Below are 15012 nucleotides of genomic sequence, written 5' to 3' on the forward strand. Positions count from 1 at the left end.
AGCAGCTTTGACTTCAGGCGATTTGGCGGCGCCGTCTGGCCCTGAAACCCACAAGCGCCGCCAGACCGGCCAGAAGCCCAAGAACTGAGGATGGCAGCGGCACGGCAGATGCGAGGCCACCGCCGCCAGAAACAGGCAGGCTTACAAGGGCATTACCCGGGGCAGAAATCGCGTATTGCAGGATGCCGGAGTTGGTTCCGAGCAGCGCAAGATAAAGCGTGCCGTCAAAGCTTTCACCCAACGAGAGAGTGAGGGTCTGCGGCGTCGACTGGTTGTAATGCCCAAACTGAATTTGGCCGAGGCTGGTCCCCTGCCATGCCCAATCAAACGCGGTCGTCTGCCAGAAAACATGCCCGCCAGCCGAATAACTATAATCTTGTGTCCCGATCGGGCTGAAGGTCAGCGTCACGGTTTGCGAGCCTTCGGCCAGACCAGTGAACGCGAGAAAGTCGTAGTCATTCGAGCCGTACCAAGTCCCGGCAATGGTATCAGATCCGAACCCGACAACAGTCGCGTCATTGTACAAACCCGAGAAATCTCCGCCGGAAACTGAAGTTTCGTTAACTGTCGAAGCAGCTACGGAAAGGGAGAAAGCAGGTATGGCCATAAAGGCAATAACAGCACGGAGGAGAATTCTGAGTTTCATGGCGACTCGCTACACATATAATTTAGGCGGATATACATCGAGATTGTGCTAAAAAAAAGGCTAATGTTGGTACGCACACAAAAAGACAGTTTATAATGTAAAGGATGATTGGAATATCTTGCGATCCGTAGGTCGAATTTGTTGATATGATTAACATGACAGAGAGACAAAAATAAAAATGATCCATGCTTTGTACAGGTCAGTCACACCAGCGGACTTGTAGAATTTGCGTGCAGAGCTTTGAGCATAGTGGAATTCCAGGCCGTTTGCTAAGCAAGCGTCGTTGACAAGGCCACGGCAAGAGCCGATTGCCAAGGTCATGCTGCTACTCGATTCCCCCCCCGCCGAGAACCACACTCTTTCCGAAGATGTGCAGGGTATCCTTATAGGCTGTACACTGGTGGCCCTCGGGATCCAGTTCTTACGTGCATCCGAACTGGTCACCGGGCAGATCGCGGGGCTGGCGCTGATCTTATCCTACCCGACGGGCTGGACCTTTGGCATCACCTTCTTTGTGCTGAACCTGCCGTTCTACTGGCTGGCGATCAAGCAGCTTGGTTGGCGCTTCACGATCAAGAATTTCTGCGCCGTGGCGGTTATGTCCACGCTTGTAGACGCCATGCCATATGTTCTGAAAATCCACCCTGTGCATCCGGCCATTGGTGCGATCCTGTTCGGCATCCTCGCCGGTATCGGGTTGCTGTCGCTGTTCCGGCACGGTGCCACTCTGGGCGGTGTTGGAATCGTCGCGCTCTGGCTTCAGGACAGGAACGGATTCAAGGCCGGCAATACGCAGTTGTTGTTCGATCTTTTCGTCTTTGCGCTCGCCTTGCTTCTGTTTCCTTGGGTTACAGTGGCCTGGTCTTTGATGGGGGCAGTCATCGTGAATATGATCATTACCATCAACCATCGCCGGGACCGCTATATCGCCCGCTCCTGACGCATTCGCATTTTCGGCGGGTTGAAATCTGCCGTTGTGTTTCAATTTGATTTTAGCGGCGGGGCAGAGTTGCCTCTGACCGATGGGCAGAGGCATGGTGACGTGCCCAAAATGGTTCCCACTCAATCCCCTCAGTCAGACCCGTAAACTGCATTCCCGAAAGAATGCGGTCTGCCACCCGGGCCTGCCGAATATTGCGGCGTGCGCTGGCTGCCTGCACGCGCTCACCGCGAGCGAACTGAAAAAATTTGCGAAAACGCTTGCCGAAACCGGTTTCGGTGATCAGTTTGATAGGTGGGAGGACGGAATTTGGCCATTCACATGGATCAGAAGGCAGCTGTGCAAAACCGGGCGCGCGTTCGGATTTCGGATGTTTCCCAGGCTCTGGGTCTGACAAAATCGACCGTCTCTCGGGCACTGAACGATTATCCCGATATTTCCGAAAATACCCGCAATCGGGTGCGCCGCATGGCCGACAAGATGGGTTACCAGCCGCTCAGTTCGGCGCAATCCATCCGGACCGGCCTATCCAAATCTCTGGGTCTGGTGATCCAGGTGGCCGATCATGATGCGCAGCGTCCTTTTCTCGCGGAATTCCTGTCCGGCCTGTCGCAGGGCGCCAGCGCACTGGGCTGGACACTGACCATCGCAGCTGCTGACGGCCCAAAAGCGACGCTCGAGATGTTCCAGAGCATGATCCGTGACCGAAAGGTAGACGGTTTTATCCTGCCTCGCACTCAGGTTGATGATCCTCGTATCGACTTGCTGCGGGACGCACGGGTGCCGTTTGTGCTGTTCGGTCGTAGCCCTGACCCAAGTGATTGTGCCTGGCACGACGTTCTGGGCGAAGATGCGATGCAGGATGCAGTGAGGCATCTGGTCGGGCTCGGGCACCGGTCTATCGGATTCATCAACGGCGGTATGCAGTATACCTACGGGCCGCTGCGTCTGAACGGATATCTTGCCGCGATGGAGGCGGCCGGTCTGCCGGTGATCCCCCAACATATGGCGCAGGACGCCGTGACGATGGATGACGGGGCCGCCGCAGCCATGTCGATCCTGTCGACCCAACAGCCGCCCACCGCCATCCTGTGTGCCGTCGATATGTCAGCGCTTGGGGTATACCGGACCGCCGCGCGGCTGGGCCTGCGGATCGGATCGGATCTTTCCGTCATCGCCTATGACGGAATTCAGGACGGTGCCCATGTGGTGCCGCCCCTCGCGACCTATGCCGTGGATTACACCACGGCGGGCCGAAAACTGAGCGCATTGCTGATCCGCCGGATCAAGGGTGAGGCGCCCGAGGCACTGAGAGAAACCGTTCAGGCCAAGTTTCTGAACCGGGGATCAGCGGGATCACCCGCACAGACATCAACGCAGATGGCGCAGACCATCGCGCAACACCTTTAACGAATCAATTACACAACACCCAAGGGAGGACGACCATGACCTTAAACAGAAAAACCATCCTGCTGACCGGAGCCGCCACGGCTCTGGTGATGTCCGGCATCTCGGCGAGCGCCGACGATCTGCGTTTCTGGACGACCGAGGAACAGCCCGAGCGTCTGGCGCGTCAGCAGCAGATGGCGGCCGATTTCGCTGCACAGTCCGGCCATACGGTCGAAGTGATCCCGGTAACCGAAAATGATCTGGGCACCCGTGCCACTGCTGCCTATGCGGCTGGCGACCTGCCTGACGTGATCTATCACACGCTGCAATACTCCCTCCCCTGGGCAGAGGCCGGCATCCTGGACATGGACGCCGCCACTGACGTGATCGAAAACCTGGGCGGTGACAGCTTTGCACCCGGCGCGCTGGCGATGGCGCAGATGGACGATGGCTATGCAGCCGTGCCGGTCGATGGCTGGACCCAGATGATCATCTACCGCAAGGACCTGTTTGACGCTGCCGGGCTTGCCGCACCGACCACCTATGCCAGTGTGCTGGCCGCCGTCGATGCGCTGCATAACCCGCCGGAGATGTATGGATTTGTCGCCGCCACCAAGGTGGACGAAAACTTCATGAGCCAGGTACTGGAGCATGTCTTCCTTGCCAATGGCGTCTCGCCTGTCGGACCGGACGGCGTACAGCCGCTGGACGAAGCCAAGACCATCGAGGTGCTGGAATTCTACAAGGCCATCGCCAAGGCATCGCCTCCGGGCGATCTGTTCTGGGATCAGTCCCGTTCGCTCTACTTCTCGGGCAATGCGGCGATGATCATCTGGTCCCCCTTCATTCTTGACGAATTGGCCGGCCTGCGTGATTCCGCTCCGCCCACGATCAACGACGATCCGACCAGCCGCGATCTGGCTGCAGCCACCGGCATCGTCACCACCTTTGCCGGGCCGTCCAACCCGGATGGCGCGGCCTGGGGCGATCTGCGCTTCTTTGGTATCACCTCGGATGCGCAGACCGATGCAGCGATGGAATTCGTCGAATATTCGCTGGGTGACGGATACGAGCAGACCCTTGCCATTGCCCCCGAAGGCAAATTCCCCACCCGCCGCGGCACCGCAGAAGAGCCCAACAAGTTCCGGGATCTATGGGCCACACTGGATGTGGGTGTTGACCGCAAGGCGCCGCTGAAGGATCTCTACGATCCGGCCATGATCGATGAAATCGTTGCCGGTCTGGACGCAGCACAGCGTTGGGGCGCGGCTGACGGCCAACTTGCCACGGCCTCCAAGATCATCAACAGCCAGGTGATCAACCGTCTGGTGCGCGAATACATCGACGATCAGCGTGACGCTGCCGCAACCGTGGCTGCATTGAACGACGCTATCGCTTCGGTCGAATAAAGCGTGTGCTTTTGGGGGCGGCTTTCCGGAGCCGCCCTGCCCCGAACATGACTGTCCCCGTATCTAGATGGAGCATATGCCCAGCTATGACTGATGCTGTACCCCCAAAAGGCACAGGTCCCCTGGCCCGACGTGAAGCCCGGCTGGCCTGGGGCCTGCTGTCGCCCACGATCATTGCGGTCTCGCTGGTTGTGTTGTTGCCGCTGCTCGCCATCTTCTGGATCAGTTTCAAACCCGTCAGCCTTGCCGATCTGCGTCCGCCCGAGGTTGTCTTGCGCGAAGATCTCCGTGGTGATGACAAGGCGGTCGGCGACACGCCAAGCATTCGCTACCGGCTGCGTAACTCTTCGCAGGAACAGCCGATCCGGGGGGTGAGCTTCAGCGATACTTTGCCGGACGGCCTGACGGTGACAGAACTCGATCCCCGCTGCACACTCGACGGCACGGCGCTGGCCTGTGATCTGGGCGATTGGGAGGGTGGGTTTCGTGACACGCTGATGATCCCCGTCACGGTGGATCAGACCTATCTCGACAACGGTATTGAGCCGGATCAGACAGATCCTGTCACAGCGGGCCGTGCGGTCAATGTCCTGACCAGCGGCAATTTCACATTTGAGAATTTCGCCCGGATTTTTGATGGTGACGAATTCTGGGGCGTTCTTGGGGTTACCCTGTTCTATGCGGTCTTCGGAACGGTCGGTGCGCTGCTGTTCGGGCTGTTCGCCGCCATGCTGCTGAACAAATCGTTCAGGGGTCAGGGCATCCTGCGCGGGCTTTACCTGTTTCCCTATGTGTCGCCCGTGATCGCGGTGGCCTTTGCATGGGTGCTGCTGTTTGATCCCTTTTCGGGCAGTGCCAATGCGCTGCTGATCCAGATGGGTGTCACGACCGAGGCGATCAACTTCTTCGGCCAGCGTCCGCTCGCGCTCATCATGGTCACGGTGTTCGAGATCTGGCGTTACTTCCCGCTGTCCTTCCTGTTCATCCTTGCCCGGATGCAAAGCATCGATACCGACATGTACGAAGCGGCGGACATGGACGGCGCGTCGCCTTTTCAGCAGTTCTGGTACCTTAGCGTGCCGCAACTGCTGGGGATCCTGTCGGTTCTTTTCCTGCTTCGGTTCATCTGGACCTTCAACAAATTCGACGACATTTTCCTGCTGACTGGCGGTAATGCGGGCACCCGCACGCTGACCGTGAATGTCTATGAACAGGCCTTTGCTGTGTCCAACATAGGCGCGGGGGCGGCGGTGGCGGTGGTGATCTTTGCCTGCCTGCTGGCCTTTTCGATCTTCTTTCTGAAATTCATCAGCCAGGAGGAAGGGCTATGAATTTTCTGCGTCACGGATATGTAACCGGCCCGCTGCTCGGTGCGCTGTGGATGTTTGTGCTGGCCACGACGGTCGCGGTCACGATGTCCTTTGCCAGCGGCGATGCCTTCCGCCCCTCGATACTGTTTTCCCTGATCTGGGGCGCGGGGCTGGGCGCATTCGCCATCACCCTGCCCGCGCTGCGTGCGGCCCAGATCGGGGCGGGTGTGGTCATTGCACTGGTGACCTATCTGGGCTTTGGCCCGGTACTAAGCGGTGCGGATGCGGGCACGATGCCGGTCCTGATCGGCGCGCTGATCCTGGCAGGTTGTGCGGCGGTCTCTCTTTGGGTGATCCTCGACGATTGCCCGGCAGGGCCGCTCAACCGGCACGAATTCGAAGGGGCGGTGATCCGATTCCTCACCGGGTTCGGCTATATTTTCTTTACCGCGATCGTCGTCATTCCGTTCTACGTGATGCTGATGACCAGCCTGAAAAATCAGGCCGAACTGATCCAGAACCCGCTGGATTTCACCATCGATCTGTCACAGGGCTGGGATCTGTTCCGTTCATATGACGAACTATTCCGTCAGTTCAACTTTGGCACCTATCTGCTCAACTCGTTCTTCATCTCGGTGCTGACCGTCTTCATCACCCTGCTGTTTGCGGTACCTGGTGCCTATGCCGTCGCCCGCCTGCGGTTTTCCGGCCGCGCCGCGTTTTCACGATCAATCCTGCTGATCTACATGGTGCCGATGATCGTTCTTGCGCTGCCGATCTACATTGCCTTCTCGATGACCGGTCTGCGCAACTCCTTAAGCGGGATCATCATGATCTATCCGGTGACGACCATTCCGGTCGCGCTCTATATGCTTCAGGGTTATTTCCGCGGCCTTCCGGCGGAAATCGAAGAGGCCGGCCTGATGGATGGTCTGTCCCGCCTGAAGGTCATCTGGAAGATCACCTTGCCGCTGTCCCTGCCCGCGATGGCGTCGGTATCGCTCTATGTCTTCATGATCGCCTGGAACGAATTCCTGCTGGCCTTCATGCTGCTGGACGATCCCAGCAAATTCACCCTCACACGGGGCATCTCGTCGCTCAACTCATCTGAAATCCCGCGTCAGCATCTGATGGCCGGTTCGGTGATTGCGACTGTTCCGATCATGGTCCTGTTCCTGGGGCTAGAACGTTTCATGACCAAAGGCCTGACCGCAGGCGGCGTAAAAGGATGAACCACATGACTTCTCTCGACGATCAGGCAAAAGCGATCCTGCGCGGCAACGACAAGGGCGGCTATACGCTGCCGACTCATGGCCTGTATCCCTATCAGTGGAACTGGGATTCAGCCTTTGCCGCCTGGGGGTTTTCGACCTTTGACAACGCCCGCGCCTGGGATGAACTCGACACGCTTATGGCCAGCCAGTGGGATGACGGCATGGTGCCGCATATCATCTTTCACCAACCCGATCCGGGCTATTTCCCCGGGCCGGACGTCTGGCAGACGGGACAGTCACCGGCGACCTCCGGGATCACCCAGCCGCCCGTTGCCGCTAGCATGGCGCGGCGCATCTGGGACAGCGACCGCGATGCCGGTCAGACACGTATTGCCGCGCTATACCCGAAGCTTTTGAAATGGCACCGCTGGTGGCACGAGGCGCGCTGCACCCACGGGCCTGCCGCCATCACCCACCCCTGGGAAAGTGGACGCGACAACTGCCCCGACTGGGACATCGGCATGGTCAATGTCGATGGATCAGGTGCGGGAGAATACACCCGCCGCGACACCGGCCACGTTAATCCCGAAATGCGCCCCACCAAGGAAGATTACGACCGCTACATTGCCATCGTGAAATACGGTGTCTCTGTCGGCTGGAATCCGGAGAAGATCGTGGCCGAAGGTCCCTTCCTGATGGCAGACCCGGGCATCACCTTTATCCTGCTGCGCGCGCATGACGATCTGGCTGCAATTGGACGTGAATTGGGCGAAGATGTGAGCGAGATTGAAGGCTGGGCCAACGCCCTGCGTGCCTCCTTGCCGTTGATCTGGAACGATGCCCTGGGCGCATACGACGCGCGGGATCTGCGGACCGGTGCCTTTGCCAATGTCCTGGGTTCAGGCGCTTTTCTTGCCTATCTGGCGGGCGCCGGAAATCCACAGCTCGACAAGCAGCTGATGCGTGCTTGGGACAAGGTTACCTACGGCATCCCTTCGGCCGATCCCGAGGCCCCGATCTTTAACCCACGCAAATACTGGCGCGGGCCGACATGGCCTGTGGTCAATGCCCTGATCGCCATCGGGCTTGAGGATTCCGGCCATCACGACCTGATGGAACGGCTGCGCGCCGAAACAGCTGCGCTCATCCGGAAACACGGGTTCTACGAATATTTCGATCCGATTGACGCCACCCCCTGTGGTGGTGCCGATTTCACATGGACTGCCGCGATCTGGCTGACATGGGCCGGACAGGATCCGCAACCCGTCACCGAAAAAGGAGCTGCCTGATGTCCTCCATCCAGTTGAAATCGGTCGAAAAATGGTACGGCAACGTCCAGGTGATCAAGGGCGTGGACCTCGACATAGAAGAAGGCGAATTCATCATCTTTGTCGGGCCGTCGGGCTGTGGTAAATCCACCCTCCTGCGGATGATCGCCGGGCTTGAGGAAACCAGCCGCGGCCAGATCATGATCGGTGACCGGGATGCGACGGCCGAACCGCCCAGCAAGCGGGGCCTTGCCATGGTGTTCCAGTCCTACGCTCTGTATCCACATATGTCGGTGCGCGACAACGTTGGCTTTCCGCTGAAGTCCGCAGGCCTGCCCAAGGCTGAAATTGATGCCAAGGTGTCCGAGGCGGCGCGGGTTCTTAAGCTCGATTCCTACCTTGATCGCCGCCCCAAGGACCTGTCCGGCGGGCAGCGTCAGCGTGTTGCCATCGGGCGATCCATCGTGCGCGACCCCACGGCGTTCCTGTTCGACGAGCCGTTGTCCAACCTTGATGCCGCCCTACGGGTCGAGATGCGCTATGAGATCGCCAAGCTGCACCAGACGTTGAAATCGACGATGATCTACGTCACCCACGATCAGGTCGAGGCGATGACCCTTGCCGACCGGATTGTGGTGCTGGACGCGGGCCGTATTGCGCAGGTTGGCGCACCGCGCGATCTTTACGAGAACCCCGCGAACCTTTTTGTTGCGCAGTTTATCGGATCACCCCGCATGAACGTGATGGAGGTCAGCGTCGCGCCCAAGGTCGCAGCGCCCGTATCGGCTCGTCACCTGGGCATCCGTCCGGAACATATCGAACTGGTTTCCCCCGGCGCAGGTCATTTGGATGGTGTGGTGGATGTTCTGGAATACCTGGGCGCCGACACATTTGTCATCATCGCCTGCGAAGGTGCGGGTCAGGTGACGGTGCGGGTGATCGGCAAGTCCGACCTCAAACCCGGCGAAAACGTCAGCCTGCACTTCACACCCGATAACCTGCGCTTTTTCAACGAGGCCGGAAAGGCGATTTAATACGCGGTTCGATCAGAGCCGGGCCAGCAATTCTGTCTTCTTGGCATCGAATTCCGCCTGATTGATGATCCCTTTTCCCAACAGATCGGCCAGCCGTTCGATCCGGGAAAAAATCTGGTCGTCGCTGATTTCTAGAGGTGGCAGGGTCTTGTCAGTGGGCGCTTTGGCTGCCTCCGGCGCGTTTCCTATCGGTTGGATCGCGACTGCTTCCTGAGATGTCGGAACTGACGACGGTGCGACAGGCGCGGCCGCAGTTGTATCGGTCACAATGCGCAGATCAGAGATCCGCACCAAACCGTGTTGGCTGTTAAAGCTCAGACTTTGCCCACCACTTTGCGCCTGAGAAAAGCCCCCGATCTGGTGATCGCCGGTATCGTAAACGGTCATCTGCCCGCCCATATCTATGGCAAGTCGGCGTTGGCTGGGAAAATAGGCATATCGCATGTTGTTCTGCGCCCCGACCGATGTTGGCTGCCCCAGTTCAGCGGGCCATCCGTTTGTGTTCTGCACAAAAAGGCTTGACCCGGGTCCACTGCGCTCACCCGAGCTTTGAGATTGTGATGAGGCGAAAGGACTTTGGTTGCGCAGAATTCCTGACAGTTCCGTGCACAAGCTATCGACACGCGCCTTCAGGCCGTTGTTGAACATGTCGCCTATCATCGTCATGCCACCCAGAGACCACTGACCCATGCCGCCAACTTCGGGATGGTTGAACTGCGCCTGCGTGCCCTGCCCGGCCTCAACCGCACGCAGCATGTGTGTGACTGCATTCGCACTTATGCCATGACGTATGGCAAGTTCTGCCACAGTTTTTTTTCCGTCTTCGGTCAGGTCACTCATCTGTCAGCCTCCGCGCCGCGATCAACCTGCGCTTAACACCCTGACTCGGTTACGCCTACCCGAAATCAGGCTCGGCAATGCAGATCTGTTGAGCACTGGACCTGACCGGGACTGCGTGACATGCAGGCTACATCAAGACTACTTTTCTTTTGTTTGCCAGTCTGCTTTCCGCCGGTTCGATAGAAAATCGGCGGAACTGTAAAAGCGAGAAAATAACGATAAGTTGACCACACTTTTACAGCGGGTGAACTCCGCGCTTAATCGGTCAGCAACGTTGCCTGCACTGCCTCATCCCAGCCAAGATACAGCTTGTCACCATTCCGGATCACCGGGCGCGCCATCACCTTTGGCTGTGCGGCGATCTGATCCTCAGCTTCGGAGTGTTTGAGCCAGTCGCTTAGACCCCGCCAGTCATGGGATGTGCGATCTACGAGTTTGTCACCAAATTCATAAATGAGTTCGGCTAGTTCCTCGGGATTCAGTGGTTCTGACCTTACGTCGCGAAACTGGACGCCCGCTCGGTTCGCGTCCAGCGCCTTGCGGGCCTTCTGACAAATGGGGCATGTAGTCAATCCGTAAATGATCATGGCGCGGACTCCTGAGGTGCAAAGCCTTCAGCTATCGTAACAATCCGCAACGGCACAAGGGGACAGGGGCGCCGCACAATGTGGCGCAGATCATCCCAAACCTGTAATGCGCTGAATAATCAAAGGTTGATCTTTCTCGGAACAACCCGCTATCAGCAAAAGACTGCCGAACCCTTATGGTTTTCCAAAGGTATCTTTTATGACTCCCAACTATCTCGTCACCCACTCTGGTGGCTTTCATGCTGATGAACTGCTGTCCAGCGCGGTTCTTGGCCGAATTTTTCCCGACGCAAAGATTGTGCGCAGCCGATCGCCAGAATGGATTACTCCGGGCGCAGACCGCATCGTTTATGATGTCGGTGGGGATTACGATCCCGACCAGTTCATCTTTGACCATCACCAGCGCGATGCACCGCTGCGTGAAGACGGGCAGCCTTACAGTTCTTTTGGCCTGATCTGGAAGCATTTTGGCCATGACTATCTGCGGCTTATGTCGGTACCACCGGAAGACCTTGATACTGTTCATGCCAGTTTCGACGCGGGCTTTGTGCTGCTGATCGACCTCTTGGACAACGGCGCGATCAGCCCGTCTGTTGCTGGTCCGATGGCGGGGATGACCCTTCCTGCCCTGCTTGAGTCGCTGAAACCGGTCTTTGATAATAATGACCCCGATGCAGAAAATCGAGGCTTTCACGCAGCCTGCCAGATCGCACAAAGCTTTGTGGAGGCGCGTATAGCCCGCATCGCTGCCAAGATGCGCGCCGAAGGTATGGTGCGGCAAGCGATCCGGCGGGCCGGTGACAGCCGTATCCTGGAGCTTCCGATGGGCATGCCGTTCCGTCCCACCGTGGTAAAGGCGGGCGCAGACCATCTACTGTTTGTCATCAATCCGCGCGGCGAGGATTGGTCACTGACGGGCATCCGCCGCCATGAGGAAGGGTTCGAACAGCGCGCCGACCTGCCTGTGACTTGGGCTGGCCTCACCAACGAAGAGCTTGAGCAGGCAAGCGGCGTCAAGGGGGCCAGCTTTTGCCACAACGGACGTTTCATCGCAGTAGCAAAGACGCGCGAAGCGATCGTGGAAATGGCACGGATCGCTGTAGAAGTCGTCGAACAGGGCGAACCCACGACAGTCTGAGACTAAGCGGGACCTCCACGCAGTCTCAGACCTTGTCAGGCGGGTTGGCCGCGCAGTCAGAGGTAATCTGACCGCTGCAACGTATATTTTGCCATCTTTTCGTTCAGTGTCCGGCGTGGCAGACACAATTCGTCCATAACCGCTGCGATGGATCCCTTGTGTCGGCGCATTGTGTTGTCGATCAACATCCGCTCGAATGCTTCGACATATTCCTTGAGCGGCTTGCCTTCGGTCGTCATCACCGGCTGCATCTCGTCATGGTCATTCATCAACAGCGAGGCAATGGTCCCCGAACCGCGCCGCGACTGCAGAACCGCACGTTCCGCCAGATTGATCAGTTGGCGTACATTCCCGGGCCACGGCGCCTGCAGTAGCTGTGCCGCTTCCTGTGCACTTACCTGCGGCGCTTCGCAGCCGTATTCCTCGGCGTATTGCTCGGACAGCCGTGTGAACAGCGTCAGGATATCCTCGCCGCGCTGGCGTAGAGGGGGCACGGTGATTTTAAGCGCGGCGAGCCGATAATAAAGGTTTGCTCGCAAGGCGTCCTCGCATGTGCGCCCTTCGTCCTGCATGTTACAAATGGCGACTATGCGCGTTTCGGGCGGGTTTCCCTGATCATTGATCACACTCAGCAGGCGGGACTGCGCCGAATCCGAAAGAGACTCCACATCCTCTAAAACCAGCGTCCCGCCCCGCGCCTCTTCAATGGCTGGCAGGCGCATGTCGTCGGGCTGCATCGGTCCGAACAAGCGCTGTATCAGCGTGTCTTCGTCCATTGCCGCGCAGGACAGCAGCACGAACTTCTTGCCCGCGCGCGACCCTACAGCATGTAACGCATGGGCGATCAGTGTCTTGCCCGTGCCGGTCTCGCCTTCGATGAGCACATGACCGTCGGCCTGCCCAAGATCCAGCACATCTTCGCGCAGACGCTCCATCGCCGTGGAATTGCCGATCAGCTTGCGCATCATCTGGTTGCCGTCGGACAGTTCGCGGCGCAGCGCGCGGTTGTCCAGGGTCAGACGACGCGCGTTGGTTGCCTTCTTGGCCAGTTCCGACATACGGTCCGGATTGAACGGCTTTTCCAGAAAATCAAAGGCACCGATCCGCATCGCCTCGACGGCCATGGGAACATCGCCATGTCCTGTGATCATGATCACCGGCAGCGCGGAATCATGCCCCATCAGCTTGCGCAGCAATTGGATGCCGTCCATCCCCGGCATACGGATGTCCGAAATCACGATTCCCGGATAATCGGCCCCGACGGTGCCAAGCGCCTCTTCCGCGCTGGCAAAGGTTTCGGTGTCATAGCCCGAAAGGGCCAACCACTGGCTGATGGACTGGCGCATGTCCTTTTCGTCATCGACAATCGCTATTTTCATCGCCTTGGACATCTGGTCTTTCTCTCCGCTCGGCTTCGACGCAGGTCAATCACTCCGCCGCTTGGGACTTGTCATTTAATATGGGCAGCTGAATTTCAAATACAGCCCCACCCGCTTCGGCATTTCGCGCCATCAGCCTACCGCCAAGGTCGTTCACGATACCCGAGGAAATGGCAAGCCCCAGCCCGACACCGTCGCCTGGCTGTTTCGTGGTGTAGAAAGGTTCAAACAGGGCACCCAGATCCTCGATCCCGTGCCCATTGTCGCGCACTGTCAGGGTTGCTGTTTCACCGCTCGCCAGGATCAGGTCCAGCTGTGGATCGGGGACCATCTTGGTGGCATCCAGCGCGTTGCGCAGGAGGTTTACCATGACCTGTTCGATACGCATCCGGTCGCCCATCACGCGCACCCGTTCATCCGGCAGGATTCGGGTGATCTTGACCTTGCGGGACTTCAGCTGCGGTTCCATCATTGACAACGCCGAGGCCAGCGCATCGCCCATATCCACAGGGGAAAACTCGGCCTGCCCCTTGCGCGCATAGCTCTTTAGTTGACGGGTAATGGCGCCCATCCGCTCGATCAGATCATCAATGCGGTGGAACGCCGACAGCGCCTCGTCCGGGCGGTTACGGCGCAACAGCAGGCGCGCACCGGCAAGGTAGGTCTTCATCGCCGCCAGCGGCTGGTTCAGCTCATGGCTCACGGCCGCCGACATCTCGCCCAGTGCGGCGAGTTTGGAGCTTTGTGCAAGGGTCTGTTCTGCTACGGCAAGCGTCTCTTGCACCCGTTCACGTTCGGCGATTTCCCGCTGTAGACGCAGGTTGAGCTGGCGTAGTTCCGCCGACTCCCTCTGAAACAGCGCCATGCGGAGGGCGGTCTTGCGGGACAGCGCGTAGAAGGCCAGCGCCGCCAGAATCGCAAATCCCATGATTTCCAGCGCCAGCACGCCGTTTACCCGCTCGCGGACACTCGAATACGTGGTAAAGCTTGTCATGGACCAGCCGCGGAACGGAATGCGCCCATCGATGCGCATCACCGCCTCGCCCTGAACATAGGCGTCGGCCGGCAGCGCCGTCCAATCCGCTGTCGCCTGAATGGCCCGTTCGATCGCGCTGTCCGGTGGTTCACGCTGCAACGCAGTTGCAGGCGTCAGACCCCGCCAGCGCGGCTCGGTGGCAAGGATGATATTTCCCTCGGAATTTGTCACCAGCACCGCGTCGGATATACCGGCCCAGGCACGTTCGAACTTGGCCAGATCCACCTCGACCACAATCACGCCGATGGCGCTGCCCTGGCTGTCGAGCCTGCGCGAATAGGTAAAGGAATAGCCACCCGCCTCACGCTGCAGAGTGGTGAAAACCGTCGCGTTAGACCGTAGCGCATCCACGAAATAAGGCGCATTGCGGTGCGATTCGCCAAGACGGTTCCGGTCCGTTGCGGCGACGGTGCGCCCATCCGAATCCAACAGCATAAGTGACGCCGCACCGATTTCGTCCACATATGAAATCAGCCGCTGCGAACTCTGGCTGTATTCCGAAGAATTCAGCGCACTGATCAGTGCCGGGTCGCGCGAGAGCAACTGCGGTACGATGGCATTGCGGCGCAGTTCCGACAAAAGGTTGCCGCTGTATAGCGCCAGACGCAGCTCGGCACGGTTGCGCGTCGTTTCGGTAAAACGACTGGTAAGAAGCGAGTTGGTGACCCAAACGGTTGCGACAGCCAGAAGGAACAGCGTAAAGAGTGCAGATCTCACACGCCAACTTAGCGGCCCCGCACGCCTGTCGCGTCGAGTCCGCACATTTCGCGCTAGAAGGTGTTCGTCTTCAGACATGCCGCAGATTAAGGCGCGGCGACGCCG

At 58.6% G+C, this 15012-nt stretch carries 13 protein-coding genes; 8 read left to right on the forward strand and 5 right to left on the reverse strand.

Annotation, left to right across the window (positions count from 1 at the left end; translation table 11 throughout):
- Positions 1-13 precede the first annotated feature (13 nt).
- Complete coding sequence (locus tag CHB75_RS06080) at positions 14-646, reverse strand: PEP-CTERM sorting domain-containing protein (RefSeq protein ID WP_141135082.1); 633 nt, start codon at positions 644-646, stop codon at positions 14-16.
- A gap of 319 nt (positions 647-965) precedes the next feature.
- Here CHB75_RS06080 and CHB75_RS06085 point away from each other — a divergent pair, with 319 nt between their 5' ends.
- The 7 genes from CHB75_RS06085 to CHB75_RS06115 all read left to right on the forward strand — a co-directional run bounded on the left by CHB75_RS06085 (position 966) and on the right by CHB75_RS06115 (position 9210).
- Positions 966-1586 (forward strand): YitT family protein, encoded by a 621-nt coding sequence (locus CHB75_RS06085; RefSeq protein WP_089269650.1) that lies wholly within the window; start codon positions 966-968, stop codon positions 1584-1586.
- A gap of 321 nt (positions 1587-1907) precedes the next feature.
- A complete protein-coding gene (locus CHB75_RS06090; protein WP_089269651.1) occupies positions 1908-2996 on the forward strand; it encodes a LacI family DNA-binding transcriptional regulator in 1089 nt (362 codons plus the stop codon).
- A gap of 35 nt (positions 2997-3031) precedes the next feature.
- Positions 3032-4384 carry an ABC transporter substrate-binding protein gene (locus CHB75_RS06095; RefSeq protein ID WP_089269652.1) on the forward strand — a complete coding sequence of 451 codons (1353 nt, stop codon included), beginning with the start codon at positions 3032-3034 and terminating at the stop codon, positions 4382-4384.
- 86 nt (positions 4385-4470) lie between these two features.
- The gene (locus tag CHB75_RS06100; RefSeq protein ID WP_089269653.1) at positions 4471-5715 is read left to right on the forward strand and encodes a carbohydrate ABC transporter permease; all 1245 of its coding nucleotides are present in this window, start codon (positions 4471-4473) and stop codon (positions 5713-5715) included.
- Positions 5712-6926, forward strand: coding sequence for a carbohydrate ABC transporter permease (locus CHB75_RS06105; RefSeq protein ID WP_089269654.1), 1215 nt, complete (start codon positions 5712-5714; stop codon positions 6924-6926). Before CHB75_RS06100 ends, CHB75_RS06105 begins: the two co-directional genes overlap by 4 nt.
- Before the next feature lie 5 nt (positions 6927-6931).
- Positions 6932-8197 (forward strand): MGH1-like glycoside hydrolase domain-containing protein, encoded by a 1266-nt coding sequence (locus CHB75_RS06110; RefSeq protein ID WP_089269655.1) that lies wholly within the window; start codon positions 6932-6934, stop codon positions 8195-8197.
- Entirely contained in the window at positions 8197-9210 is a 1014-nt protein-coding gene (locus CHB75_RS06115; RefSeq protein ID WP_089269656.1) for an ABC transporter ATP-binding protein, read from the forward strand. The genes CHB75_RS06110 and CHB75_RS06115 overlap by 1 nt, the downstream gene beginning before the upstream one ends.
- A gap of 12 nt (positions 9211-9222) precedes the next feature.
- Here CHB75_RS06115 and CHB75_RS06120 read toward each other — a convergent pair whose 3' ends face one another.
- Positions 9223-10050 (reverse strand): SHOCT domain-containing protein, encoded by an 828-nt coding sequence (locus CHB75_RS06120; protein WP_089269657.1) that lies wholly within the window; start codon positions 10048-10050, stop codon positions 9223-9225.
- Positions 10051-10307: 257 nt separating this feature from the next.
- The gene (locus CHB75_RS06125; RefSeq protein ID WP_089269658.1) at positions 10308-10637 is read right to left on the reverse strand and encodes an arsenate reductase family protein; all 330 of its coding nucleotides are present in this window, start codon (positions 10635-10637) and stop codon (positions 10308-10310) included.
- 199 nt (positions 10638-10836) lie between these two features.
- Between CHB75_RS06125 and CHB75_RS06130 the strand changes: the two genes are divergently transcribed.
- Positions 10837-11775 carry an MYG1 family protein gene (locus CHB75_RS06130; protein WP_089269659.1) on the forward strand — a complete coding sequence of 313 codons (939 nt, stop codon included), beginning with the start codon at positions 10837-10839 and terminating at the stop codon, positions 11773-11775.
- Positions 11776-11831: 56 nt separating this feature from the next.
- Here the strand turns inward: CHB75_RS06130 and CHB75_RS06135 are convergent, their stop codons facing one another.
- Both CHB75_RS06135 and CHB75_RS06140 read right to left on the reverse strand, forming a co-directional pair.
- The gene (locus CHB75_RS06135; RefSeq protein ID WP_089269660.1) at positions 11832-13166 is read right to left on the reverse strand and encodes a sigma-54-dependent transcriptional regulator; all 1335 of its coding nucleotides are present in this window, start codon (positions 13164-13166) and stop codon (positions 11832-11834) included.
- A 37-nt stretch (positions 13167-13203) separates the two neighbouring features.
- Positions 13204-14985, reverse strand: coding sequence for a sensor histidine kinase (locus CHB75_RS06140; protein ID WP_089269661.1), 1782 nt, complete (start codon positions 14983-14985; stop codon positions 13204-13206).
- Between the last annotated feature and the right edge of the window lie 27 nt (positions 14986-15012).

Source organism: Puniceibacterium sediminis, assembly GCF_900188035.1.
GTDB classification, from domain to species: Bacteria; Pseudomonadota; Alphaproteobacteria; order Rhodobacterales; family Rhodobacteraceae; genus Puniceibacterium; species Puniceibacterium sediminis.

Excerpts from the sequence above, each read along its gene's own strand:
- CHB75_RS06105 (WP_089269654.1), top strand. The coding sequence starts at position 5,712 with ATGAATTTTCTGCGTCACGGATATGTAACCGGCCCGCTGCTCGGTGCG.
- CHB75_RS06115 (WP_089269656.1), top strand. The coding sequence starts at position 8,197 with ATGTCCTCCATCCAGTTGAAATCGGTCGAAAAATGGTACGGCAACGTC.
- CHB75_RS06090 (WP_089269651.1), top strand. The coding sequence starts at position 1,908 with ATGGATCAGAAGGCAGCTGTGCAAAACCGGGCGCGCGTTCGGATTTCG.
- CHB75_RS06085 (WP_089269650.1), top strand. The coding sequence starts at position 966 with ATGCTGCTACTCGATTCCCCCCCCGCCGAGAACCACACTCTTTCCGAA.
- CHB75_RS06100 (WP_089269653.1), top strand. The coding sequence starts at position 4,471 with ATGACTGATGCTGTACCCCCAAAAGGCACAGGTCCCCTGGCCCGACGT.
- CHB75_RS06095 (WP_089269652.1), top strand. The coding sequence starts at position 3,032 with ATGACCTTAAACAGAAAAACCATCCTGCTGACCGGAGCCGCCACGGCT.
- CHB75_RS06110 (WP_089269655.1), top strand. The coding sequence starts at position 6,932 with ATGACTTCTCTCGACGATCAGGCAAAAGCGATCCTGCGCGGCAACGAC.
- CHB75_RS06080 (WP_141135082.1), bottom strand. The coding sequence starts at position 646 with ATGAAACTCAGAATTCTCCTCCGTGCTGTTATTGCCTTTATGGCCATA.
- CHB75_RS06120 (WP_089269657.1), bottom strand. The coding sequence starts at position 10,050 with ATGAGTGACCTGACCGAAGACGGAAAAAAAACTGTGGCAGAACTTGCC.
- CHB75_RS06125 (WP_089269658.1), bottom strand. The coding sequence starts at position 10,637 with ATGATCATTTACGGATTGACTACATGCCCCATTTGTCAGAAGGCCCGC.
- CHB75_RS06140 (WP_089269661.1), bottom strand. The coding sequence starts at position 14,985 with ATGTCTGAAGACGAACACCTTCTAGCGCGAAATGTGCGGACTCGACGC.
- CHB75_RS06135 (WP_089269660.1), bottom strand. The coding sequence starts at position 13,166 with ATGTCCAAGGCGATGAAAATAGCGATTGTCGATGACGAAAAGGACATG.
- CHB75_RS06130 (WP_089269659.1), top strand. The coding sequence starts at position 10,837 with ATGACTCCCAACTATCTCGTCACCCACTCTGGTGGCTTTCATGCTGAT.